Origin of the sequence: Williamsia maris, from assembly GCF_024171815.1 — a bacterium.
Taxonomy (GTDB): Bacteria; Actinomycetota; Actinomycetes; order Mycobacteriales; family Mycobacteriaceae; genus Williamsia_A; species Williamsia_A maris.
Genome location: NZ_JAMTCJ010000002.1, coordinates 1217693 through 1240249, shown reverse-complemented (window position 1 = coordinate 1240249; position 22557 = coordinate 1217693). Strand labels below are relative to the sequence as shown.

Genomic DNA, 22557 nt, shown 5'->3' with positions numbered 1-22557 from the left:
CAAATGCGACACCCGCACCGGTGTCAGCGGGCGAGCCAATGGTCGACGGTCAGCTCGGTGCCGCCGGCGAGCGCCTGAGCCTGGGCGCCGAACCCGACCGTCGTGGTCCCGTCTGCGAGCTCGATCGACCCCAGCAGCATCGGTGGCGGGAGCTCGGCGAGGAAGCTGCCCAGCGCGGCCGCCGACAGCACCCATGTCTCGCCGCGGATCGCGCGCCCGGACACGTCGTCGCGCACCAACCCGGGCTTGGGCGGCGTCGTGTCGAGTTCGACGAGCCGGTACGCAGGTGCGGTGACGACGTCACCCGCCCACCGAGCGCCGCGGTCGGTCAGCTGGTGGTCGAGCGGTTGCCCGCGCAGGTGCGCGCCGAAGACCGCGAGTTCCACCGCGTCGGACACCTTCTCGACCCATGTCGGCCCGTCACCCGAGCGGGCGAGGCGACGCGCGACGTCGATCAGCACGGCGTCGCGATGGGCCGTCGACAGCAGCGTCACGCCGAACTGCGCCGTGCCCGAGTCGCCGTCGTCGGCCTCTCCTGCCGGGACGGCGAGGGCGCACATGTCGAAGAGGTTGCAGAAGTTGGTGTAGGTCCCCATCCGCGCGTTGACGCCCACCGGGTCGGCTGCGACCTCGGCCAGGGTCGGGTGCGCGGGTGCGGTCGGAACCATCAGCACATCGACCCCGTCGAGCAACGCCACTGCTGCGGAACGCAACTCGTCGACACGTCTGCGGTCCCGCAACAGATCGGTCGCCGACCATCGCGATGCCGCCGAGATTATCGATGCCACCGTGGGATCGAGGCCGTCCGGACCGGCGTCGACGAAATGCCCGACCGCATCGTGGCGTTCGGCCACGAGTGCACCGTCGTACAGCAGGACCGCGGCCGCGAGGAAGTCGCCGAGGTCGATCTCGCGCACCGAACACCCGGCGGCCACCGCGTCCTCGACGGCCCGGGCGAAGGCCGCCCGCCAGTTCTCGTCGAGGGACGGCAGGGCGGACGGGATCGCGATCACCGGAGCCGTCGACGCGGCCAGCGCGGTGTCGGCGGGGAACGGTCGTGGACCGGCGGCCGTCGCCATGACGGCCATCGCGGCGTCCGCCTGCGCGAGGTCGCGGGCGAAGACGGTCACGCAGTCATAGCTCGCGCAGGCCGGGACGACGCCGTCGGTGGAGACGACCCCGAGGGTCGGTTTGATCCCGACGATGCCCTGCAGGCCTGCGGGTATCCGGCCCGACCCGGCGGTGTCGGTGCCGATGGCGATGTCGGCGAACCCGAGCGCAACGGCCACGGCCGAGCCCGAACTCGACCCGCCGGAGATGTGGTCGGAGCGGCGTGAATCCCGGACCGCGCCATACGGACTGCGCGTACCGACCAGACCGGTGGCAAACTGGTCGAGGTTGGTCTTGCCGATGACGACCGCGCCGGCGGCCCGCAGCGCGGCGACCACGGGTGCGTCGACGGCGGGCACCGTCGCGAACGACGGACAGGCTGCGGTGGTCGGGAGGCCTGCCACGTCGACGTTGTCCTTGACGGCGAGGATCACCCCGGCGAGTGGGCCGTCGGCCGCCAGCGACGCGGCCAGTTCGGCCTCGACCTCGGCGACCGGTCGGAGGTGGATGAAGACCTCGGTACGCCCACTCGACTGGATCTCCCGGTGGATGTCGGACACGCGGCCGGTACCCACGGCGGTGGTCGTCATGCGACCCGTCCTCTCGAGACCTCTCCACCGTCGGACCAGCGCTGCCGTTCGGCGTCACGTGCGGTCTCCATCTCGCCACGCGTGCGCGCGATCTCACCGGCGTTGACGTCGAGGAACGCCTGGTGGTCAGCGATCGAGAACTCGCCGTCGGTGATGTCCATGTGTCCGCCTCCCGCGGCGACGTCGGCCCGCATGTCGAGAAGTTCGTCGGCGCCGACGGGATACCACTTGATCCGGTCGAAGAAACGTAGCAGCCAGGGATGTTCGGGATCGAACCCGACGGTCGCCTGGGGATGTCGGTGGTTCCAGACCTGGGTGGTCCGGCCGACGAACTGGTATCCCCCGGGCCCCTCCATCCCGTAGACGCACAGGTAGGCGCCACCGATACCGACGGCGTTCTCCGGGGTCCACGTCCGGGCCGGGTTGTACTTGGTGGTCACCAGGCGGTGTCGGGGGTCGAGCGGAACGGCCACGGGGGCACCGAGATACACGTCACCCAGACCGAGGACCAGGTACTCCGCGTCGAACACGATCCGGTGGACGTCGTCGGGCGATGCGAGGCCGTTCATTCGCCGGATGAACTCGATGTTCCACGGACACCAGGGCGCGTCGTCGCGGACGCCGAGCATGTAGCGCTCGGTCGCCTCCCGCGTCGCGGGGTCGTCCCACGACAACGGCAGGTGGACCGTGCGGCTGGGCACGACGAGGTCGTGCACCGACGGCAGCTCGGCCTCGCACTCACGGAGCCACTCGACCACCGTCGACTGCTTGATCGCCGACGGATCGAACTTGACCTGGAGCGAACGGATCCCGGGGGTGAGGTCGACGAGCCCGGCCGGGCGGTCGGCGGCGATCCGCTCGGCCAGTGCGTGGACGCGGGCGCGCGAGGCGAGGTCGAGGGCCATGTCGCCGTACTCGATGAGGACGTTGTCGTCGCCGCTGCGGCGGTAGGTGACACGGGACCCTCCGTCGGCGGTGTCGGCGACACCCAGGATGCCGCCGTCGGGGTCGCCGCCGGTCGAGATCACCGGGATGTACTGGGAGCGGCGGGCGTTGCCGATGGCCGAGGAGTCGGCCACCGCCGACGACCGGACCGGGACGAACCGCACCGCGTCGCCGGGCGCGATCTGGCCGAGTTTCCACCGATCGGCGGTGGTGACGGTGACCGGGCAGACGAATCCACCGAGGCTCGGCCCGTCCGGCCCGAGCAGGATCGGGGTGTCGCCGGTGAAGTCGAGCGCACCGACCGAGTAGGCGTTGTCGTGGATGTTCGACGGGTGCAGGCCGGCCTCGCCGCCGTCGGTCCGCGCCCACTGCGGTTTGGGTCCGATGAGCCGGATGCCGGTCCGGTCGGAGTTGAAGTGCGCCTGATACGAGGTGGCGTACAGCGTGGCGATGTCGTCGTCGGTGAAGAACTCCGGTGCACTGTGCGGTCCGACCGTGACCGCGAGGTCCCACGCGGTTCCCATCGCGGGTTCCTCCTCGTGCTGGATTCGCCGGGGCGGGCCGTTCGGCGCGACACCGGCGAGGTCGAGCTCGTCGCCGTCGGTGAGGACCCGACCCCCGTGGCCACCGAACCGACCGAGTGTGAACGTCGAAGCGCTGCCCAGCACCTTCTCGGCGGCCAGTCCCCCGGCCACCGCGATGTAGATCCGCATACCGATCGATTCGACCGCGCCGATGGTCACCCGGGCCCCGGCTGCGACCGAGATGGGTTCGCACTGGCCGTGTTCGACCCCGTCGACACTGATCCGGACCGGGGCGCCGGTGACCGCGATGGTCGCGGCCACGGTGAACCGCAGGGTGGGTCCGGCCATGGTGGCCTCGAGCGCCGCGGTGCCCTGCGGGTTGCCGACGGCGATGTTCGCGAGCCGGAAGGACAGGTCGTCCATCGGTCCCGACGGCGGGACGCCCACGTGCCAGTACCCGGTACGTCCGGGCCAGTCCTGGATCGTGGCCATCGGTCCGGCCCGCTCGACGACGATGGCGCTCATGCGGCGATCTCGGTGTCCGGGTGGGTGACGATGACGCGGACGGCCGTCGGGTCGAAACCGTTGCACGGGTTGTTGATCTGCGGGCAGTTCGAGATCAGCACCAGGGTGTCGACGTCGGCGCGCAACGCCAACCGCTTGCCGGGGGCGGACAGGCCGTCGACGATGCCGAGGCTGCCGTCCGGGTCGACGGGGACGTTCATGAAGAAGTTGACGTTGCCGACCATGTCGCGCTTGCCGAGTCCGTGGCGGGCGCCCTCGATGAGGAAGTTCTCGACGCAGGCGTGCTGGTGCTTGGTGTGGTGGCCGTAGCGCAGGGTGTTCGACTCCTGCGAGCACGCACCGCCCACGGTGTCGTGGTTACCGACCTCGTCGGCGACGATCGTCATCAGCGGGTTCGACTCCTGATCGCGGATCACCGACCCGGTGGTGAGGAACAGATTGCCCTGGGCGGCAACGGTCGCCTGCGCGGAATAGCGCGCGGCCGGGTCGGGTGTGCCTGCGGCCGTCACCCCGTAGAACAGGGTGTCGACGGCCTGGTTGCCGTACAGGTCGACGATCGTCAGCACGTCGCCGGCGGCGATCACGCCCGACCACGGACCGCGGGCGCCGATCTCGACGTCGCGGACGACGGTGCCGGGCACCAGCGCCGCCTCGGCGGCGGGAACGGCTACGGGGGTGGACATCACGGTTCCTCTCACAGGTGTGCGGCGGCGACGGCGTCTTCGGAGTTCGCCACGGCGCGTCGGTATTCGGGGTCACGATCGTCGACCGTCGCCAGCAGGGCGGCCAGATCGTCCGGTGCCCGCCAGGCGAGCACCTCCAGCGGGCCGGTGTCGAAGCCGGGCGACGGGTCGAGCGGGTGCGCGGTGTTGGCCACGGCGACGATGCACGGCAGGTGCAGGAGCAGGTCGACGTGTTTGCCGAGACCGGCCGACCCCTTGGACGTGAGCGTGCCGTCGGATTCGACGACCACGCCGTGGAAGAAGGACACCGACGGCGCGACGTCCGCAGGGGTCAGGCCGTGTTTGGCCGCGGCGAGACCCAGCAGCTCCCGACCGGCCGGGCTCTGCGAATGCACCTGTCCCGCGCCGTATTTCCCGGTGTTGCCGACCAGGGTCGTGGTTCCGCAGAGCGCGTCGTGGTGTCCGGAGTCGTCGGCCACGACGGTCGCCAGCACCCGCCCCTGGTCGCTGAGCAGCGGATGTCCCTCGGTGAGGTAGGCCTGCCACGGCACCTTCACGGTGTCGGCGACGTTGAGTCGTTCCCACGGGGCGTCGGACCGCCACAGCAGCACGTGCGCACACGCGCTCCCCGCGACGTCACGCAGACGCAGGCGCGTTCCGCGGGCCAGGACCTTCACGGTGTAGCGACCGCCGGGGACCGTCTCCGCCCAGGTCATCGCCTCCGGTGCGACGCCGGCCGGGGGATCCGGCCAGCGCGACGCCGGGACGACCGGCATCGAGTCGGTCAGCGCACCCGCCTGCGCGCGGGCATGGGCCTTGGCGCCGGTCGTGGACCCGGTGGCCGCGCTCATCGCGACCGCTTCGAGCGCACGAGCGCGTCGGTCGGGACCGGGGCGCCGGGAAGGTCCTTCACCCGCATGTAGGCGGCGGCACCGACCACGAGAGTCAGGGCGACGAAGATGATCGCGAAGTAGTGCAGGAACCACGACGTGCCATCCGGGTCGTACACCTCGGCCCGCGGCCAGGCGATGTTGATCATCAGCAGCGTGCCCATGACGACTGCGATGACGTTGACCAGGATTCCCCAGCGACCGAGGTCGAAGACCGGTCGGCCGAAGCTGAGGCTGGTGCCGCGGACCCGGTGGATCAGCGCGGGGACGGTGACCATCAGGTAGGCGATGTAGACGATGACGACCGAGACGCTGGTGATGGCGGCGAAGACGCCGGCCTGACCGAGATTGACCAGCAGCACCGCGATGGCCAGCGCGCTGACGACGATCCCGGTGTTGATCGGGGTCCCGGTGCGCGGGTTGACCTTCGCCAGGAACGACCCGAACGGCAATCGGTTGTCGCGGGCCATCGAGAACATCACCCGTGACGCCGAGGCCTGGATCGCGAGGGTGGCCGAGAAGATCGCGATCGCGACGATCGCCAGCAGGGTGCGGCCCATCCACGTGTCGAGCTGGCTGGTGATGACCCAGGCGATGCCGTCTGCGGAGAGCTCCGGGGCGCCGAGCGACGGGGCCGCCATCAGGGCGGCCAGGATCATCAGCCCGCCGCCGAGGAACGACACCAGCAGGGCGTTGACGATCGCCTTGGGAGCGGTCTTACGCGGGTTCGCGGTCTCCTCGGACAGCTCTGCCGCACTGTCGAATCCGTACATCACGTAGGCGGCCATCAGCATCGACGCCAAGAATCCGGGGAGGTACCCGAGACCGGTCCCGTGTCCGCCGGTGTCGAGAACCGCCTGTGCGGGTGACCGTTCGGCGTTGATGAACAGCAACACGACCAGGAGCACCACCCCGATGATCTCGATGGTGACGCCGATGACGGTGATCTTGCCCATGAACGCGACACCCATCGCGCTGATCACCGTGCAGAGCGCGATGGTGATGCTGCCCAGGATGATCGCGTTCGTCGCGCCGGAGACGGAGGCGAGCGCGGTGTCGGTGCCGACGAGCTGGAAGCCCGACCAGATCGACGGCAACACACTCTGCATCGCGATGGCCAGCGCGGCGACGCTGACGATGTAGCCGATCAGCATGAACCAGCCGGCGAACCACCCCACGCCGTTGCCGGCCAGACGTCGTGACCACTGGTAGATGGCGCCCGCGACCGGGAACTTGCCGGACAGTTCGGCGAAGACGAGACAGACGCAGAACTGGCAGACGAACACGATCGGCCAGGTGAAGAAGAAGCCGGGTCCGCCGAGTCCGAACCCGAGCGCGAACAGCGCGAACACCGTCGTCAGGATGGACACGAACGAGAAGCCGGAGGCGAACGACGCATAGCCGCCGATCCCCCGGTGCAACTCCTGCGTGTACCCGAGTTCGGACAGTGCGTCGGCGTCGTCGGCCGACGAGATCGACCGGTCTAGTGCGGTCATGAGGACTCCTGTTGGGTGGGGCCGCTGCTTCGCCGGAGCGGTGTATATCTATCAAGTGATCGAAAAGTATCGGTCGCATTTGTTGCCGCGGTTTCCCGAGTGTGAAGAGCGTGTGACGGAGTGCTCACCGTGCAGTTGGGACGTTCGTCTCGGTAAAGTTGCCGCGGACGGCCCGCCGACAACCACCGACCGACGAGGAGATCATCGCGATGCGTCCCGAGTCAGGGCAGGCGGCACGGGGACGTCCACGCCTGGTGGAACAGCGCCGGACCGGCGGCAACCCGCGCGAGGAGATCCTGGACGCCGCCGGCGAACTGTTCACCACCCAGGGGTTCGCCGGGACGTCCACACGGGCGATCGCCGAGTCGGTCGGCATGCGGCAGGCCTCGCTCTATCACCACTTCGCGACCAAGGACGACATCCTCGCCGCGCTCCTGCAGGACACCGTCGCCCCCGCGCTCGACGTCGCACGGGCGTTGGATCCGGCCACGCCCGCTCTCACGCGACTCCTCGACCTCATTCGATACGACGCGGAACAACTCGCTGCGTCGCGGTGGAATCTCGGCGCGCTGTACCTGCTCCCCGAGCTCCGCGGCGAACGCTTCACCGCGTTCCGTGACATCCGTGTCGAACTGCGCGACGTCTATCGCGCTCTGGCCGTCGAAGTGGTCGGAGACCAGACCGACGGCCGGGTCCACCTGCCTTTCCGGCTCGTGGAATCGGTCATCAGCATGCGATCCGACGGCCTGCTGACCGACCCGGGTACGCCGGAGGGGGCCGCCGCGCGCGCATCGGTGGTCGCGGCCATCGCCGACGCGACCGAACGCCTCCTGCGCTGAGCCGCTGCAGGTACTTTGAGGGTGACGCGTCGACACCGATGGTCGACGTGCACCGTGATGAGAGTGAGTGTGTGATGGCCGATCTGCATGTGGTCGCGACGATTCCCGCCAAGCCCGGCTTCGAGAAAGAGGTGGGCGACGCACTGAAGGGTCTGGCCGCCGCCACCCAGGACGAGGCCGGCTGCATCTCCTACGAGCTGTTCGAGTCCGCTTCCACCCCGGGTGTTTTCGTCACCGTCGAGCTGTGGGAGTCGCAGGAGCACCTCGACGCCCACATGAAGGCACCGGCGCTGACCGAGGCCATGGGCGCGGTCGGGCAGCACCTCGGTGACCTCGCGATTCACCCGCTCAAGCCGTTCTGACGGCACGCGGACACCTCACGGTCGGCTGAGCTCACGACGTCATGTTCGTCGGTCTGACCCTGCCCGTCATGGAGCCCGACGTCTGGGCGGACGGACCCGCCACGCTCGAGGCGTGGGCCCGGGCGATCGACGCGGGTCCGTTCTCCTCGTTGTGTTTCGGCGAGCGGATGGCCTTCGACAACCCCGAGACGCTCACGCTGCTCGGCGCGGTCGCGGCGTGGACCTCACGCGTTCGCTTGGTGACCACCGTGATCGTGCCGCAACTGCACGATCCGGTCCTGCTCGCCAAGTCGCTCGCCACCGGCGACCAGCTGTCCCGGGGCCGACTCACCGTCGGGTTCGGTGTCGGCGGGCGTCGCGAGGACTATCGCGCCGCGGGCGCGGACCCGGCCACTCAGACGATGCGTGGGATGGCCGATCGGGTGGCCGTGATGCAGCGGGTGTGGCGTGGCGAGAACGTCACCGGCGCAACGCTTCCGGTGGGTCCACCGCCGGTCCGGGCAGGCGGTCCCGAGTTACTCGTCGGGACGACCGGACGCAAGACGATCCGCAGTGCGGCGTCGTGGGCCGACGGCCTCGCCGGGGTGACCCTGGATCTCGCGGCGGCCGGGGTGGCCGATCTGTTCGACGTCACCCGCGCCGCATGGGCCGAGGCCGGCAGGCCGTCGCCACGGCTGACCACGTCGTTCTGGGTCGCCCTCGACGACGGCGACGGTTCGGGCCGCGGACAGATCCACCGCCACCTCCGGCACTACATGAACTGGCTGCCCGTCGATCTCGTCGACGCGATGGCACCGACCACCGGTTTCGTCGGGACACCGGCGCAACTGCGTGAGGTGCTGGCGACGTTCGCCGACGTCGGCGCCGACGAGGTACACCTGATCCCCACCGACTCCGACGTGGACCAGGTGCATCGTCTCGCCGACATCGTCGGCGAGGTGGTCTGACTCAGCGCGGGACCAGGCCCTCGAGGACGACGCTCAGGTACTGGTCTGCCACCTCACGCGCCGACAGCGAACCGCCCGGCCGGTACCAGCGGACGGCCACCCACACGGTGTCGCGTAGGAACCGGTACACGAGCTCGGTGTCGAGGTCGGCGCGGAACGTGCCGTCGTCGACTCCTTTGCGCAGCACCGTCTTCCACAGTTTGCGGAACTCGGTGTTGCGCACCGCGATGTAGTCGAACCGTTCCTGACCCGACAGGCGCTTGGCCTCGTCCTGATAGATCGCCACCGCGTGATGGTCGGCGTCGATGCTCTCGAACGACGCGACGATCAGCTGGACCAGCGTCTCGTCGGCGGGCAGGTCGGCGTCGACGATCGCGTTGTAGCGGGTGAACAGCGCGTCGAGGAACCCCCTGAGGATCTCGTCGACCATCGATTCCTTCGAATCGAAGTGGTGGTAGAGACTGCCGGAGAGGATGCCCGCCGAATCGGCGATGTCGCGAACGGTGGTGGTGCGCAACCCTTGTTCGGCGAACATGCGGCCGGCGAGCCCGAGCAGTTCGTCGCGTCGCGTCGAGCGCGAAGCAGTATTCGGCGACACGTGTGCGATCTCCTCCTCGGCCAGGTCACCAACCCTAGCAAGCGCTTGGCCGAGGAGTTCGATCAGCGATTCTTCTTGCTCGCCCGCTTCGTGATCATCCGCCACATCGCCAGCTGGATGTTGGTCGAGCGGGTGTCGCGCTTGCGGAACGGCGCCGACATCAGCTCGGCAAAGCTCAGCGGCATGCGCGAGTGGGTGACCGCGCGGGCGTGGGAGAACGTGGCGAACCCGAATTTGCCGTGATAGCTGCCCATCCCGCTGGCACCGACACCGCCGAAGGGCAGTTCCGCGCTGAGCAGGTTGAGGGCGAAGTCGTTGCCGTTCACCGAACCCGAGCGGGTGGCGTCCTGCAGCGACTCGTAGCGGTCGTTGTCCGGGCCGTACCAGTACATCGTCAGCGGGTGGCTGTGCGAGGTGATGTGGCTGATCGCCTCGCCGAGATCGCGGTAGGGGTAGACGGTCAGCACCGGACCGAAGACCTCGTCCTCCTCGATCTTCATGCCGGCGGAGACCCCGGTCAGCAGCGTCGGCGGGATCTTGCGCGACGCCGCGTCGGGCAGCTTCTCCCCGGCCGGGATGAGCTGCTGCTTGGTGGCGCCGAGGCTCACGGCGTCGTCGATCAGCCCGACGATGCGCGTGTAGTTCTTCTCGTTGATGGTCGAGGTGAACTGCTCGTTGTGCAGCACCGACGCGTAGTTCTCGCGCCAGCGGGCCATCACCCGATCGGTGAACTGGCCGAGCTTGTCCTCGGGGACGAAGGCGTAGTCGGGACACAGGCAGACCTGACCACTGTTGACCATCCGTGCGTCGGCGAGGCGCTTGGCCGCGGTGTCGATGTCGGCGTCGACGTCGACGACGGCCGGGTTCTTGCCGCCGAGTTCGAGGGTGACCGGGACAAGGTTCTTGCCCGCCTCCGCGGCCACCGACGCGCCCACCTCGGGGGATCCGGTGAAGAACATGTGGTCGACCTTCAGCTTGGCGAAGTCCGATCCCGATCCGTGCGCGCTGGTGAGGACGGCGAACTCCTCGAGCGAGAAGTAGTTCGGCGCGTACTTGGCGAGCACGGCGGTGGTTCGCGCTGTCGCCGACGACGGGCGCATCATCACGCGGTTTCCCGCGGCGAACGCCGAGCCGGCCGGGACGACCGTCAGCTGGAGCGGAAAGTTCCAGGGGCCGATGATGCCGACGACACCCAGCGGATCGTGCCGGATGCGCTGCGAGAACCCGGCCAGGCCCATCGCCTTGGCGACCTTCTCGGTCTTCATCCAGCTACGCAGGTGCTTGCGCTGATGTGCCAGATCGATCATGCATCCGGCGACGTCGGTGGCGATCGACAGATCCCGCGGACGCGTGCCGAAGTCGGCGTCGAGGGCCTCGGCGATCTCGTCGGCGTGGTCGAGCAGGAGCGACGAGAGCCGGTTGATCCGGCTGATGCGCGTGGCCGCGTCCGGGATGCCGTCCCGCAGGAACGCCGCGCGCTGCAGATCGAGAAGCTCGGTCAGGCTGCGCTCATCGGCGGAGCGGTGCAGCGGCGTGACGGTGGCGGCGTGCGCGGTACCGGATGTGGTCGGAGCGGGCTTGGTCATCGTTCGATCTCCTTCGATCGCCCAAAGAAACAAATTGTTCAATGTGTTGCTTTGCAGTATGCGCCACATCACAGGGTTCGCGCCACCGCCCGTGGGCCGGACCGTACTGTCGAGCCCATGACCGACGTACTCATCCTGGTCGGGTTGTGGTCGATCGCGGTCGGGGCGGTGTCGGGGTTCGCGGTCACGCTCGTGGTCGAGAAGCCGGACGCACTACGTGCGATCGGCCTGATCCATCAACGACGCGTGTTCCAGACCCATCTCGACTGGATCATCATGGGCATCCTCATGGTCGCGGTCGGGGCGGTCGCGTCGGACACCCCCGACTGGGCGCTGGTCCTCGTCGTCATCGGCGGCATCGTGAACCCGCTGCTGTTCATCCCCCTCGGCTTCAACGCCGACATCCAGAAGATGATCGTCTACAAGGCGATCTCAGGCCTGTCGTTCGTGTCATTGTCGACCGGCCTCGTCGTCACCGCCATCGCCCAGACCGTCGCCTACTGACGCACGGTCGGCGGGTTGTTACGGCACGGTCGGTGGGCGGTTACGGCACGCTCGGCGGGCCATAACGGCACGGTGGGCGCGTTGTTACGGCACGGTCGGCGGGCCATAACGGCACGGTGGGCGCGTTGTTACGGCACGGTCGGCGGATCAGAGCCGCTCGATGATGGTGACGTTGGCGGTCCCGCCGCCCTCACACATCGTCTGCAGCCCGTAGCGCCCGCCGGTGCGTTCGAGTTCGTTGAGCATCGTCGCGAACAGCTTCGCACCGGTCGCACCCAGCGGGTGGCCCAGCGCGATGCCGCCGCCGTTGGGGTTGACCCGGGCCGGGTCGGCTCCGGTCTCCTTCAGCCACGCGAGGACCACGGGCGCGAACGCCTCGTTGATCTCGACGACGTCGATGTCGTCGATCGACAGCCCGGTCTTCTCGAGCGCGTAGGCGGTGGCCGGGATCGGCGCCGACAGCATCATGATCGGATCGTCGCCTCGCACCGAGAGATGGTGGATCCGCGCGCGCGGGGTGAGGCCGTACCGTTCCAACGCCGCCTCCGACACCACCAGCGTGGCCGCGGCACCGTCACAGATCTGCGATGCGACGGCGGCGGTCAACCTCGACCCCTCCTCGAGCACCGGCAGCGACGCCATCTTCTCCAACGACGTCTCGCGGGGGCATTCGTCGACGACGCAGTCGCCGAGCGCGACGAGCTCGTTGTCGAAACGCCCCTCGGCGATGGCCGTACGCGCCCGCTGATGCGACTGCAGCGCCCACGCCTCCATGTCCTCGCGGCTGATCCCCCACTTCTCGGCCATCATCCCGGCGCCGCGAAACTGCGAGATCTCGGCGTCGCCGAAACGCTCCTGCCACCCGGTGGAGTCGTGGAACGGGTTGCCGAAACCGTACTGCGCCCCGGCGATCATCGCCGCCGAGATGGGGATGGCGCTCATGTTCTGCAACCCACCGGCGATCACCACGTCCTGGGTCCCGCTCATCACGCCCTGCGCGGCGAAATGGATTGCCTGCTGCGACGATCCGCACTGCCGGTCGACGGTGGTCGCCGGGACGGCCAGCGGCAGGCCTGCGGCCAGCCAGGACGAGCGGGCGACGTTGCCCGCCTGGGGCCCGATGGTGTCGACGCAGCCGAACACCACGTCGTCGACGACGTCCGGGGCGATCCCGGTGCGCTCGACGACCGCCTTCATGACGTGGGCACCGAGATCGATCGGGTTCACCTTCGCCAGGGATCCGTTGCGCTTGCCCACCGGGGTGCGCAGGGAATCGACGATGTAGGCCTGCGGTGTGCTCATGGTGTGGCTCCTCGTGCGGGTCAGGCTCGTTGGCTGGAGATCGAGACGATCTCCCCGGTCAGGTATGTGGTGTAGTCGCTGGCGAGCATCGCGATGGTGGCGGCGATCTCCCAGACCTCGGCCGCGCGGCCGTAGGCCTCACGCGAGGCGAGGTCGTCGAGTAGTTCCTCGCTGGTCACCTTGGCCAGGAACGGATGCCGGGCGATCGACGGGGCGACGGCGTTGATGCGGACGCCGTACTCCGCGGCCTCCACCGCCGAGCACCGGGTCAGGGCCATGACACCGGCTTTGGCTGCGGCGTAATGGGATTGACCGTGCTGGGCGCGCCACCCCAGCACCGAGGCGTTGTTGACGATGACCCCGTTGTGGGGTGCGGCGGCGAAATAGCGCAGCGCGGCCCGGGTCGCACGGAACGTGCTGGTCAGCGTGATGTCGAGGACCCGGTCCCACTGGTCGTCGGTCATCTCGACGATCGGGGTCTCGCCGCCGAGCCCGGCATTGTTGATCAGGACGTCGATCCGACCCAGGTCATGTGCCGCGACATCGATCAACTCGTTCACCTGATCGGTCTTCGACACGTCGCAGACCGTCTGTGCCACGGTCTGATCCGGGAACTCCAGCACGAGCTTCTCCACGGTCTCGCCGAGTCGGCGCTCGTGGAAGTCGCTGACGAGGACGTCGGCGCCCTCCAGCAGCGCGCGCCGTGCCGAGGCGAACCCGATGCCGGTTCCCGCCGCTGCGGTGACGACGACCTTCTTGCCGGCCAGCAGACCGTGTCCGGGGATCTCCTCCGGCGGCGTCGACAGCGGCGAAGAGGCGTGGGGCGTAGAGGCGTGCGGCGAGGAAGGGTGGGGGGATGTGGTCACTGCCGTGCCTCTCGCGGAAGTCCGAGCACCCGCTCGGCGATGATGTTGCGTTGGACCTCGTTCGAGCCGCCGTAGATGGTGTCGGCACGCGTGAAGAGGAAAAGGCGTTGCCACTCGTCGAGTTCGACCCGGTCGGGGGCGGTGATGTCGTTGGCGACACCCTCGGTCGTGGCGTCCGGGGCGATCAGCGACGGCGCGCCCTGCACGGCCATCGCCAGCTCGCCCAGGTCGCGATGCCAGTTGGCCCACTGCAGCTTCGACACCGACGCCTGCCCACCCGCGCCGCCGGTGTCGACCGCGGCCAGGGTGCGCTCGGCGTGCGCGCGCATCACGCGCAACCCCACCCAGGCGGTGATGATGCGCTCGCGGATCGTCGGGTCGGCGGCGGCGCCGTTCGACTTGGCCAGCGCCACCACCCGGTCGAGTTCACGGGCGAAGCCGACCTGTTGCCCGAGCGTGGACACCCCGCGTTCGAACTCGAGCAGTCCCATCGCGACCTTCCACCCGTCGCCGGGCTCGCCGACGATCAGGTCGGCGTCGGTGACCGCGTCGTCGAAAAAGACCTCGTTGAACTCCGATGTGCCGGTGAGCTGTTGGATGGGACGCACGGTGATGCCGGGCTGGTCCAACGGCACGAGGAGGAATCCCAACCCCTTGTGTCGGGCCGACCCGCGCTCGACGCGGCAGAGCACGAAGACCCACTGCGCGACGTGCGCGAGCGACGTCCACACCTTCTGCCCGTTGATGACCCATCGGCCGTCGACGAGCTGGGCGGTGGTGGACACGTTCGCAAGATCCGATCCCGCCCCGGGCTCGGAGTACCCCTGCGCCCACAGCTCGGTCACGTCGGCGATGCCCGGCAGGAACCGTTCCTTCTGCGCGTCGGTACCGAAGGCGATGAGCGTCGGCCCGAGCAGTTCCTCGCCGAGGTGGTTGACCCGGGCGGGCGCGTCGGCCCGGGCGTACTCGGTGTGGAACAGGATGCGCTGACCGATCGTGGCGTTACGGCCGCCGTACTCGGTGGGCCAGCCGAGGCAGGTCCATCCCGATTCGGCGAGATGTCGATCCCAGGCCAGCCGTCCGGCGAAGAACTCGTGCTCGCTGCCCGGTCCGCCGCGTCCGGCCAGGTGCGCGAAGTCGCCGGTCAGGTTCTCGCCGAGCCAGGTTCGCACCGAGAGCGCGAAATCCTCCGCGCCGCCCGGATACCGCCCCAGGTCGACGCCCCGATCGGCGAGATTGGTCGGAGTCATGCGAGCTAGCCTAACCTACCAAGCGTTTGCTAGGTTTTCCGATGTGACCGACCTGGACCTGGTGCAGACCACGCCGCAGGCGCTGCGTCGCGCGGCGCTCCTGTGGCCCGACCGGGTCGCGATCGTCGACTCGCAGTGGGGCGAGGACATCGAGCTGACCTGGTCCGAGCTGCTGGAGGCGGTGCGCACCTTCGCGGGAGCCCTCGTCCGTCAGGGCATCGCCGCCGGTGATCGCGTGGCCATCTGGGCGCCCAACAGCGTGCACTGGCCGATCGCCGCTCTGGGCGCGCACCTCGTGGGCGCCACACTCGTCCCGGTCAACACCCGCTACACCGCCACCGAGGTCCTCGACGTCCTGATCCGCACCCACGCCCGCGCGCTCGTGGTGCCCGGGACCTTCCTGGGTGCCGACCGCCTCGCCGAACTCGCCGCGCTGGCCGACCTGAGCACCGACACCGACCTGATCGCGGCCGTCCGGATCCGCCTCGACGCCGACGACTGCACCCGCGCGGAGCACGGCATCGACTGGAACGACTTCCTCTCGTCGGCGACCGACACCGACCGCGCCGAGGCCGACGCGCGGGCCGACGCGGTCCGTCCCGACGACGTCTCCGACATCCTGTTCACCTCGGGCACCACCGGTCGCAGCAAGGGCGTCGTCGCCGAACACCGTCAGTCGGTGGCCGGGGCCCGGGCCTGGGGCGCCAACGGGGCGCTGACCCCCGACGACCGGTACCTGATGGTGAACCCCTACTTCCACACCTTCGGCTACAAGGCGGGTATCCTCGCCTGCACCCTGTTCGGCGTGACGATGCTCCCACTCGCGGTGTACTCCGCCGAGGCTGCGATGGCCCTGGTCGCGGCGCGGCGGGCCACGGTCTTCCCCGGCGCCCCGACCATCTTCCAGACCATCCTCGACGCCGACACCCGCGCCGACCACGACCTGTCGAGCCTGCGTCTGGTCGTCACCGGTGCGGCGATCGTTCCGGTCGTCCTGGTCGAACGCATCCAGCGCGACCTGGGCGTGCAGACCGTCATCACCGCGTACGGACTCAGCGAGACCAGCGGGTTCGTCTCGACCTGCACGCCCGATGACGACGACGAGACGGTGGCGAACACCTGCGGCCGCGCCTTCGCGGGGATGGAGATCGCGCTCTCCGACGTCGGCGAGGTGCTGGCGCGGGGCGACATGGTGATGCGCGGCTATCTCGACGATGCGGCGGCCACGGCCGAGACCATCGACGCCGACGGGTGGTTGCACACCGGCGACATCGGGACGATCGACGACCGCGGGAACCTGCGCATCACCGACCGACTGAAGGACATGTACATCTGCGGGGGCTTCAACGTCTATCCCGCGGAGGTCGAGCAGACCCTCGTACGACTCGGCGCGGTCACCGAGGCGGCCGTGATCGGCGTCCCCGACGAACGCCTGGGGGAGGTCGGACGGGCCTACCTCACGCTGCGGGGAGGGGCGTCGATCTCCGAGGCGGAGGTGATCTCCCACTGCCGCTCGACACTCGCCAATTTCAAGGTCCCGCGCAGTGTCGTCGTCATCGGCGAATTCCCCCGGAATGCCGCGGGAAAGATTCTCAAACGTGAACTCTCTTCACTGAAGTGATGTAAATCATCTTCTTAATTCGCGGCAAGGTATATCAAATCGAAGTTGGGACGCGAGTTTTGTTCGCGCAAACAGCTTTTCGCCCGCTCAATTCACACAAACGACGACGCCCGGCTGCCGTTGTGATCAGGCAACCGGGCGTCGACGCGGACCGGGTCTTCACCCGGCCCGCCGTGTATCAGTGTGCGGCGTTGTAGAGCTCCACGATCTCTCCCGAAACACGTCCACGCGCAGAGACGCCGTGGCCGTTACGCCGTGCCCAATCCCGGATGGCCGCGGACTGACCACGGTCGATCGCAGCGGAGGGCGTCATGCCCTTGCTGCGCCGACGGCCGCCGACCCGACGTGCGTGCTCGACCCAGGTGTCGATCTCCGACCGCAGACGAGCTGCGTTCTTGGTCGAGAGATCGATTTCGTAGGTCACGCCATCGATGCCGAACTCCACGGTTTCATCGGCGGATTTACTGTCGTCGACGTCATCCACAAGGGTGACCGTCACTTTCTTCGCCATGTTTTGCCCCATATCGTTGAACACTTCCGAAAGTGATCGGAGCCACAGCCCAGGAATCCCCGGTAAATCGAAAACCCCCAGCGCCAGCCCCCAATCAATCCCCACTGTAACCGGAAATCGACGAATCGACCATGAAAGTCTGCGACGACCTAGAGGTTCATTCGTTCGGCTTCACCAGCGGGAACAGAATCGTCTCCCGAATACCCAATCCCGTCAGCGCCATCAACAGGCGGTCGATACCCATGCCGGTGCCCGTCGTGGGCGGCATCCCGTGCTCCATCGCGGTCAGGAATTCCTCGTCGAGGACCATCGCCTCGTCGTCGCCGGCGGATGCGAGGCGGGCCTGATCGGCGAAACGCTCGCGCTGGATCACCGGGTCGATCAATTCCGAGTAGCCGGTCGCCAACTCGAAGCCACGGATATAGAGGTCCCATTTCTCGACGACGCCCGGGATGGACCGGTGATCGCGGGTCAGCGGGGACGTCTCGACCGGGAAGTCGCGGACGAACAGTGGCGAGTCGATGTGCTCGCCCACCTGGTTCTCCCACAACTCCTCGACCAGTTTGCCGTGCCCGTATCCCTTGTCCGAGGGCACATCCAGGCCCACGCGGGCCGCGATCGACATCAGGTCGGCGACCGAGGTCCGCGGGGTGATCTCCTCCCCCAGCGCCTCGGAGAGAGACGGGTACATCGACACCGTCGTCCACTCACCGGACAGGTCGTAGGTGCTGCCGTCGGCCATCGTGGGCGCGAGCGTCCCCAGAGCGCGCTGCGACACCTCCTGGACCAGTTCCCGGGTCATCACCGCGGAATCGTCATAGGTGCCGTAGGCCTGATAGGTCTCGAGCATCCCGAATTCCGGGGAGTGGGTGGAATCGACACCCTCGTTCCGGAAATTGCGGTTGATCTCGAAGACGCGCTCCATTCCGCCGACCACGCAACGCTTGAGGAACAACTCCGGTGCGATGCGGAGATAGAGATCGATGTCGAGCGCATTCGAATGGGTCACGAACGGGCGGGCCGCGGCACCGCCGGGCTGGGTCTGCAGCATCGGCGTCTCCACCTCCAGGAAAGCGCGCTCGCGCAGTGCGGAGCGGAGTTCGTGGATGACGGCGATGCGGGTCCGTGCCGTCGCCCGCGCCGCGGGCCGCACGATGAGGTCGACGTAGCGCTGCCGGACGCGGGAGGACTCGCTGAGCTCCTTGTGGGCAACCGGCAACGGCCGCAGCGCCTTCGACGCCATCTGCCAGTCGTCGGCCATGACACTGAGCTCACCGGTCCGCGAACTGATGACCTCGCCGTGCACGAAGACGAAGTCGCCGAGGTCGACATCGGACTTCCAGGCGGCCAGGGACTCCTCGCCGACCCCGTTGAAGCTGATCATCACCTGCAGTTGCGTTCCGTCGCCCTCCTGCAGCGTCCCGAAACACAGCTTGCCCTTGTTGCGGACGAACATGACCCGGCCGACGACGCCGACGTGGTCGCCGGTGGCGGTGTCGGTCTCCAGATCCGGGTACAGACCGCGGATCTCGGCCAGCGAGTGCGTGCGCGGGATCGACACCGGGTACGCCTGCACACCGGCCGCCAGCAACCGGGCGCGCTTCTCCGAACGGATGCGCTGCTGTTCGGGGATCTGGTCGTCCGAGGGGCTGTCGGGTCCGGGCGTTGCCGTTGCGTCACTCACCCGGACGACCCTATCGGCACCTCAGTGCGCAGCGATGATGGCCAGGTCGCGGTGGCCCTGCTCCGACAGCGGCAGGCTCACGTGACCGGCCGCCGCGTCCCGGCGGGCGCGCTCGCGCAGCGCGTCGAGACCGCCCAGCAGGAAGCGGGTGCCCGCGACGCCACGCGCCTGCAGGTGCCAGGCCGACCACTCGGCGTCGTGGCCGTCGGAGCTCACCAGGATCCAGCGGGCGTCCGACGCGGCCGCGCGGAGCGCGTTCGACGACCCGGGGACGAGCCGGTCGAGCAGCACCGACGGGTCGATGGCCAGGGCGCCGGTGATGATGCCGTCGGCGTCGCGTTGCCGTTGTGAGCGGATGTCGACGACGCGGTGACCTGCGGCGACGGCGGCCACATAGTCGTCGACGGTCACCGACACCGAGCGCACGGCCGTCGCGGTGACCGGGGTGCGGGGACGGTACGAGAGCGCGGTGGGCCGAGCCGATCGGACGGCCGAGTGCGGACGGGAATCGATCAGAAGAGCAGCAGACATGAGAGTCCTCGAATGTGAGAGGCGAACAGCAGGGAATGGCGAGGCGTATCAGCCCCGACAACACTCCAGTGCGCTCTGCGTCATCACGCGGACAAGTGTGCCACATCGTCGCGCCCCGGTGTCAACGCTTCTTGGTGCGCGGGCCCTCCAGCTGCCGTTCGAACACCAGCCGCAGTCCCTCGAGGGTCAGGAACGGGTGGTGCACGGTCAGGGTCTGGCACTCGTCGAACACCAGCGGGGCGAGATATCCGGTCGCCACGACGGTGACGTCGGGCCCGGCGAATCCCGGCACGTCGCGCTGGACCCGCGAGACGAGTCCGTCGACCTGGCCCGCGAAGCCGTAGAGGATGCCCGACTGCAGCGCCTCGACGGTGTTCTTGCCGATCACGCTGCGGGGCGGCAGCAGCTCGACCCGGCGCAGCGTCACCGTACGCACGGCGAGAGCGTCGACGGCGAGGTCGATACCGGGGGCGATGGCGCCGCCGAGGAACTCACCGGCGGCCGAGACGGCGTCGACGAGGGTCGTGGTACCGAAATCGACGATGATGCAGGCGCCCCCGTAGGTCGCGTGGGCCGCCAGGGCGTTGGCGACGCGGTCGGTGCCGACCTCCTTGGGGTTGTCGACGAGCAACGGCACACCGGTGCGCAGACCGGGTTCGAGCAGCACGTGCGGGCCGGCCCCGAAGTACTTGGACACCATCACCCGCATCTCGCGCAACAGAGATGGCACCGTGGACAACCCGACCACCGAGACCACCCGCTCGACGTCGGGCCCGAGGAGGCCGCGCAGCGACAGCGCGAGCTCGTCGGCGGTCATCTTCGGTTCGGTGCGCATCCGCCAGTCGTGCACCAGCTTCGCGTTGTCGCCCTTGCCCGCGAACACCCCGAGATGGATGTTCGTGTTGCCGACGTCGAGTGCGAGGAGCACGTCAGCCCAGGGCCGGTGCGGGCTCGCGGGGATCGAGCAGACCCGATCCGACCGGCGCGTGCGCGGGGTCGGAGCCGAGGTCGTCGATGCGGTTGCGCTCGTCGACGAACACCACGCGCGGCGCGTACCCGTTGACCTCGGCCGGGCTGAGGATGCCATAGGCGATGATGATGACCAGATCGCCGGGGTGCACGAGATGAGCTGCGGCGCCGTTGATCCCGATGACACCGGAGCCGCGCTCACCGGCGATGGCGTAGGTCTCGAGACGGTTGCCGTTGTCGATGTCGACGATCGTCACCTGCTCGCCCTCGAGCAGATCGGCGGCGTCGAGCAGATCGGCGTCGATGGTCACCGAGCCCACGTAGTGCAGATCGGCCTGGGTGACGGTGGCGCGGTGGATCTTCGACGTCATCATGGTGCGAAACATGTCTACCTCACTCGGATAGGAAGCCGGTGCCGACGGCGACGCCGACGTTGTCGATCAGGCGGGTGGACCCGAGGCGGGCGGCGACGAGCAGCCGTCCGTCACCGTGTTCGGGAGCGGGACCGAGGTCGATCCCGCGCACCTCGAGGTAGTCAACGTCGACCTCCGGGCTGTGGGCCAGGACCGCGGATGCGGTGGCGAGGATGGCCGATGCGCCACCGGCCGCGGCGTGGGCGCCCGCGACGAGCGCCGCCGACAACGTGGTCGCTGCCTCCCGGTGCTCGGGGCTGAGATAGGCGTTGCGACTCGACATCGCGAGACCGTCGGATTCGCGCACCGTCGGGACGCCGACGATGTCGATGCCCAGGTTGAGGTCGGTGACCATCTGGCGCACCAACACGAGCTGCTGGTAGTCCTTCTCGCCGAAGAAGGCCGCATGGGGCGACGCGATGGACAGCAGCTTGGCGACGACGGTCAACATCCCCGCGAAATGGGTGGGCCGCGACTGCCCTTCGAGTTCGGCACCGAGCGGACCCGACATCACCGTCGTACGCGGGCCGTTCGGGTACATGTCCGCGACCGTCGGCGCGAAGACGAGTTCCACGCCGAGCTCCTCGAGCAGGGCACGATCGGCGTCGAAGGTGCGCGGGTAGGCGTCGAGGTCCTCACCGGCGCCGAACTGCAACGGGTTGACGAAGATCGAGACGATGACGACCGTGTTGCCCTGGGACTTGGCCGAGGCCACCAACTCCCGGTGGCCGTCGTGCAACGCACCCATGGTGGGCACCAGGACGACTCGCTTGCCGGTGGCGCGCAACGCCTTGCTGATCCGGCTGATCTGAGCCGGGTCGCGGTGCACGGTCAACGAACCCGGCACGTACGGGCGGGTGGGTGTGGTCATGTTCTCGCTCACCTTTCGAGCACTTCGATCAGAGCGGCGGGCGCTCGGGTGTAGGACGCAGCACGCAGGGACATGGTGCGATAGGTCTCGGCCAGGTCGGGATCGGCCTCGCGCAGCACGGCGAGATGGCCTGCGACCGCCACGGCATCGCCGCGGGCCACCGGTCCGGTCAGCGCCCGGGGGCCCAGCTCGAGGGTGTTCTGCAGAGCTGCCGACACCAACGGTCCGAGCAGCCGCTCGGGCAGGCCCGCCGCGTTCTCGTCGATGAACTCCTGTCCCGGGAGCTCCTGGCCGGACAGCGCGATCCGAAGTGCGGCAAGGGAATCGGAGATCAGAGCGACGAGGTGGTTCGCGCCGTGGGCGAGGGCGGCGTGGTAGAGGGTGCGGGCCTCCTCGCGGACACGGACCGGCTCACCACCCATCTCGAGCACCAGCGTCGATCCGACGGCGTAGCCGATCTCGTCGGCGGCGGTGACGCCGAAACAGGTCGAGCGCAGCCGGGTGGTGTCGTCGTCGGTGTCGACGAAGGTCATCGCGGGGTGCAGTGCGAGGGGCGTGACACCCAGTTCGGTCAGCGGGGCCAGGATCGCGATCCCGTGTGCGCCCGCGGTGTGGGCGACGATGGTGCCCGGCCGGACCGCTCCGGAGGCGGCCAGCTCGGCGATCACGCCGGTGAGCTGGTCGTCGGGGACGCTGATGACGAGCAGTTCGGAACGGGCGGCGACCTCCTGCGGGGGCAGAATCTGCGATTCAGGAAGGCGTCGGGCGACACGGTCGCGCGCGAGCGACGAGCGGGCGACGACCGCACCGACGACGTGGTCGGCGGATTCCAGGGCCGCTCCGAGCGCGGTCCCGACCCGGCCGGCCGAGACGATGCCGACGGTCAGGCGCGCGGGCGCGGGCCAGTTGGCGATGCCCGATGAGGTCACCGATGTCCTCC

Annotated in this window: 22 protein-coding genes; 5 read left to right on the top strand and 17 right to left on the bottom strand. The window is 68.8% G+C overall.

The window, feature by feature from the left end; all coding sequences use genetic code 11:
* Positions 1-23: 23 nt before the first annotated feature.
* From atzF to LX13_RS12540, 5 genes are read right to left on the bottom strand one after another with little or no spacing between them, the layout of a single operon-like run.
* The gene (atzF, locus tag LX13_RS12560; protein ID WP_253661635.1) at positions 24-1700 is read right to left on the bottom strand and encodes an allophanate hydrolase; all 1677 of its coding nucleotides are present in this window, start codon (positions 1698-1700) and stop codon (positions 24-26) included.
* Complete coding sequence (locus LX13_RS12555) at positions 1697-3694, bottom strand: 5-oxoprolinase/urea amidolyase family protein (protein ID WP_253661634.1); 1998 nt, start codon at positions 3692-3694, stop codon at positions 1697-1699. The genes atzF and LX13_RS12555 overlap by 4 nt, the downstream gene beginning before the upstream one ends.
* Positions 3691-4377, bottom strand: coding sequence for an urea amidolyase associated protein UAAP2 (locus LX13_RS12550; protein WP_253661633.1), 687 nt, complete (start codon positions 4375-4377; stop codon positions 3691-3693). Before LX13_RS12550 ends, LX13_RS12555 begins: the two co-directional genes overlap by 4 nt.
* 11 nt (positions 4378-4388) lie before the next feature.
* Positions 4389-5228, bottom strand: coding sequence for an urea amidolyase associated protein UAAP1 (locus tag LX13_RS12545; protein ID WP_253661632.1), 840 nt, complete (start codon positions 5226-5228; stop codon positions 4389-4391).
* Positions 5225-6763 carry an amino acid permease gene (locus LX13_RS12540; protein ID WP_253661631.1) on the bottom strand — a complete coding sequence of 513 codons (1539 nt, stop codon included), beginning with the start codon at positions 6761-6763 and terminating at the stop codon, positions 5225-5227. Before LX13_RS12540 ends, LX13_RS12545 begins: the two co-directional genes overlap by 4 nt.
* A 209-nt stretch (positions 6764-6972) precedes the next feature.
* Between LX13_RS12540 and LX13_RS12535 the strand changes: the two genes are divergently transcribed.
* The 3 genes from LX13_RS12535 to LX13_RS12525 all read left to right on the top strand — a co-directional run bounded on the left by LX13_RS12535 (position 6973) and on the right by LX13_RS12525 (position 8911).
* Positions 6973-7602 (top strand): TetR/AcrR family transcriptional regulator, encoded by a 630-nt coding sequence (locus LX13_RS12535; protein WP_253661630.1) that lies wholly within the window; start codon positions 6973-6975, stop codon positions 7600-7602.
* 74 nt (positions 7603-7676) lie between these two features.
* A complete protein-coding gene (locus LX13_RS12530) occupies positions 7677-7964 on the top strand; it encodes a putative quinol monooxygenase (RefSeq protein WP_253661629.1) in 288 nt (95 codons plus the stop codon).
* Between the two features lie 41 nt (positions 7965-8005).
* Positions 8006-8911: an LLM class flavin-dependent oxidoreductase gene (locus LX13_RS12525; RefSeq protein WP_253661628.1), complete on the top strand. Its 906-nt coding sequence runs from the start codon at positions 8006-8008 to the stop codon at positions 8909-8911.
* A 1-nt stretch (position 8912) separates the two neighbouring features.
* On the opposite strand, the gene LX13_RS12520 is transcribed toward LX13_RS12525, so the two are convergent.
* A complete protein-coding gene (locus LX13_RS12520) occupies positions 8913-9446 on the bottom strand; it encodes a TetR/AcrR family transcriptional regulator (protein WP_253661842.1) in 534 nt (177 codons plus the stop codon).
* A gap of 125 nt (positions 9447-9571) precedes the next feature.
* A complete protein-coding gene (locus tag LX13_RS12515) occupies positions 9572-11095 on the bottom strand; it encodes an aldehyde dehydrogenase family protein (RefSeq protein WP_253661627.1) in 1524 nt (507 codons plus the stop codon).
* Between the two features lie 117 nt (positions 11096-11212).
* On the opposite strand from LX13_RS12515, the gene LX13_RS12510 reads away from it, so the two are divergent.
* Entirely contained in the window at positions 11213-11599 is a 387-nt protein-coding gene (locus LX13_RS12510) for a hypothetical protein (protein WP_253661626.1), read from the top strand.
* Between the two features lie 147 nt (positions 11600-11746).
* Here the strand turns inward: LX13_RS12510 and LX13_RS12505 are convergent, their stop codons facing one another.
* The 3 genes from LX13_RS12505 to LX13_RS12495 are packed head-to-tail and all read right to left on the bottom strand — an operon-like array spanning position 11747 to position 15017.
* A complete protein-coding gene (locus tag LX13_RS12505; RefSeq protein WP_253661625.1) occupies positions 11747-12901 on the bottom strand; it encodes an acetyl-CoA C-acetyltransferase in 1155 nt (384 codons plus the stop codon).
* Between the two features lie 20 nt (positions 12902-12921).
* Complete coding sequence (locus LX13_RS12500; protein ID WP_253661624.1) at positions 12922-13767, bottom strand: SDR family oxidoreductase; 846 nt, start codon at positions 13765-13767, stop codon at positions 12922-12924.
* Positions 13764-15017, bottom strand: coding sequence for an acyl-CoA dehydrogenase family protein (locus tag LX13_RS12495; RefSeq protein WP_253661623.1), 1254 nt, complete (start codon positions 15015-15017; stop codon positions 13764-13766). The genes LX13_RS12500 and LX13_RS12495 overlap by 4 nt, the downstream gene beginning before the upstream one ends.
* Here LX13_RS12495 and LX13_RS12490 point away from each other — a divergent pair.
* Positions 15016-16638, top strand: a complete 1623-nt coding sequence (locus tag LX13_RS12490; RefSeq protein WP_372499887.1) for a FadD3 family acyl-CoA ligase — start codon at positions 15016-15018, stop codon at positions 16636-16638. The genes LX13_RS12495 and LX13_RS12490 overlap by 2 nt on opposite strands.
* A 178-nt stretch (positions 16639-16816) precedes the next feature.
* On the opposite strand, the gene LX13_RS12485 is transcribed toward LX13_RS12490, so the two are convergent.
* From LX13_RS12485 to LX13_RS12455, 7 genes are all read right to left on the bottom strand, one after another.
* Positions 16817-17149 (bottom strand): histone-like nucleoid-structuring protein Lsr2, encoded by a 333-nt coding sequence (locus LX13_RS12485; RefSeq protein WP_253661622.1) that lies wholly within the window; start codon positions 17147-17149, stop codon positions 16817-16819.
* Between the two features lie 157 nt (positions 17150-17306).
* Positions 17307-18833 (bottom strand): lysine--tRNA ligase, encoded by a 1527-nt coding sequence (gene lysS / locus LX13_RS12480; RefSeq protein ID WP_253661621.1) that lies wholly within the window; start codon positions 18831-18833, stop codon positions 17307-17309.
* Between the two features lie 21 nt (positions 18834-18854).
* The gene (locus LX13_RS12475; protein WP_253661620.1) at positions 18855-19364 is read right to left on the bottom strand and encodes a hypothetical protein; all 510 of its coding nucleotides are present in this window, start codon (positions 19362-19364) and stop codon (positions 18855-18857) included.
* 121 nt (positions 19365-19485) lie between these two features.
* Positions 19486-20292, bottom strand: a complete 807-nt coding sequence (locus LX13_RS12470; RefSeq protein ID WP_253661619.1) for a type III pantothenate kinase — start codon at positions 20290-20292, stop codon at positions 19486-19488.
* A gap of 1 nt (position 20293) precedes the next feature.
* Positions 20294-20719 carry an aspartate 1-decarboxylase gene (panD, locus tag LX13_RS12465; protein ID WP_253661618.1) on the bottom strand — a complete coding sequence of 142 codons (426 nt, stop codon included), beginning with the start codon at positions 20717-20719 and terminating at the stop codon, positions 20294-20296.
* A 7-nt stretch (positions 20720-20726) separates the two neighbouring features.
* The gene (panC, locus tag LX13_RS12460; protein ID WP_253661617.1) at positions 20727-21617 is read right to left on the bottom strand and encodes a pantoate--beta-alanine ligase; all 891 of its coding nucleotides are present in this window, start codon (positions 21615-21617) and stop codon (positions 20727-20729) included.
* 8 nt (positions 21618-21625) lie between these two features.
* Entirely contained in the window at positions 21626-22546 is a 921-nt protein-coding gene (locus LX13_RS12455) for a Rossmann-like and DUF2520 domain-containing protein (RefSeq protein WP_253661616.1), read from the bottom strand.
* Between the last annotated feature and the right edge of the window lie 11 nt (positions 22547-22557).

Coding starts and splice junctions, on each gene's coding strand:
- atzF (WP_253661635.1), bottom strand. CDS start 1,700: ATGACGACCACCGCCGTGGGTACCGGCCGCGTGTCCGACATCCACCGG.
- LX13_RS12555 (WP_253661634.1), bottom strand. CDS start 3,694: ATGAGCGCCATCGTCGTCGAGCGGGCCGGACCGATGGCCACGATCCAG.
- LX13_RS12550 (WP_253661633.1), bottom strand. CDS start 4,377: ATGTCCACCCCCGTAGCCGTTCCCGCCGCCGAGGCGGCGCTGGTGCCC.
- LX13_RS12545 (WP_253661632.1), bottom strand. CDS start 5,228: ATGAGCGCGGCCACCGGGTCCACGACCGGCGCCAAGGCCCATGCCCGC.
- LX13_RS12540 (WP_253661631.1), bottom strand. CDS start 6,763: ATGACCGCACTAGACCGGTCGATCTCGTCGGCCGACGACGCCGACGCA.
- LX13_RS12535 (WP_253661630.1), top strand. CDS start 6,973: ATGCGTCCCGAGTCAGGGCAGGCGGCACGGGGACGTCCACGCCTGGTG.
- LX13_RS12530 (WP_253661629.1), top strand. CDS start 7,677: ATGGCCGATCTGCATGTGGTCGCGACGATTCCCGCCAAGCCCGGCTTC.
- LX13_RS12525 (WP_253661628.1), top strand. CDS start 8,006: ATGTTCGTCGGTCTGACCCTGCCCGTCATGGAGCCCGACGTCTGGGCG.
- LX13_RS12520 (WP_253661842.1), bottom strand. CDS start 9,446: ATGTTCGCCGAACAAGGGTTGCGCACCACCACCGTTCGCGACATCGCC.
- LX13_RS12515 (WP_253661627.1), bottom strand. CDS start 11,095: ATGACCAAGCCCGCTCCGACCACATCCGGTACCGCGCACGCCGCCACC.
- LX13_RS12510 (WP_253661626.1), top strand. CDS start 11,213: ATGACCGACGTACTCATCCTGGTCGGGTTGTGGTCGATCGCGGTCGGG.
- LX13_RS12505 (WP_253661625.1), bottom strand. CDS start 12,901: ATGAGCACACCGCAGGCCTACATCGTCGATTCCCTGCGCACCCCGGTG.
- LX13_RS12490 (WP_372499887.1), top strand. CDS start 15,016: ATGCGAGCTAGCCTAACCTACCAAGCGTTTGCTAGGTTTTCCGATGTG.
- LX13_RS12495 (WP_253661623.1), bottom strand. CDS start 15,017: ATGACTCCGACCAATCTCGCCGATCGGGGCGTCGACCTGGGGCGGTAT.
- LX13_RS12485 (WP_253661622.1), bottom strand. CDS start 17,149: ATGGCGAAGAAAGTGACGGTCACCCTTGTGGATGACGTCGACGACAGT.
- LX13_RS12475 (WP_253661620.1), bottom strand. CDS start 19,364: ATGTCTGCTGCTCTTCTGATCGATTCCCGTCCGCACTCGGCCGTCCGA.
- panD (WP_253661618.1), bottom strand. CDS start 20,719: ATGTTTCGCACCATGATGACGTCGAAGATCCACCGCGCCACCGTCACC.
- panC (WP_253661617.1), bottom strand. CDS start 21,617: ATGACCACACCCACCCGCCCGTACGTGCCGGGTTCGTTGACCGTGCAC.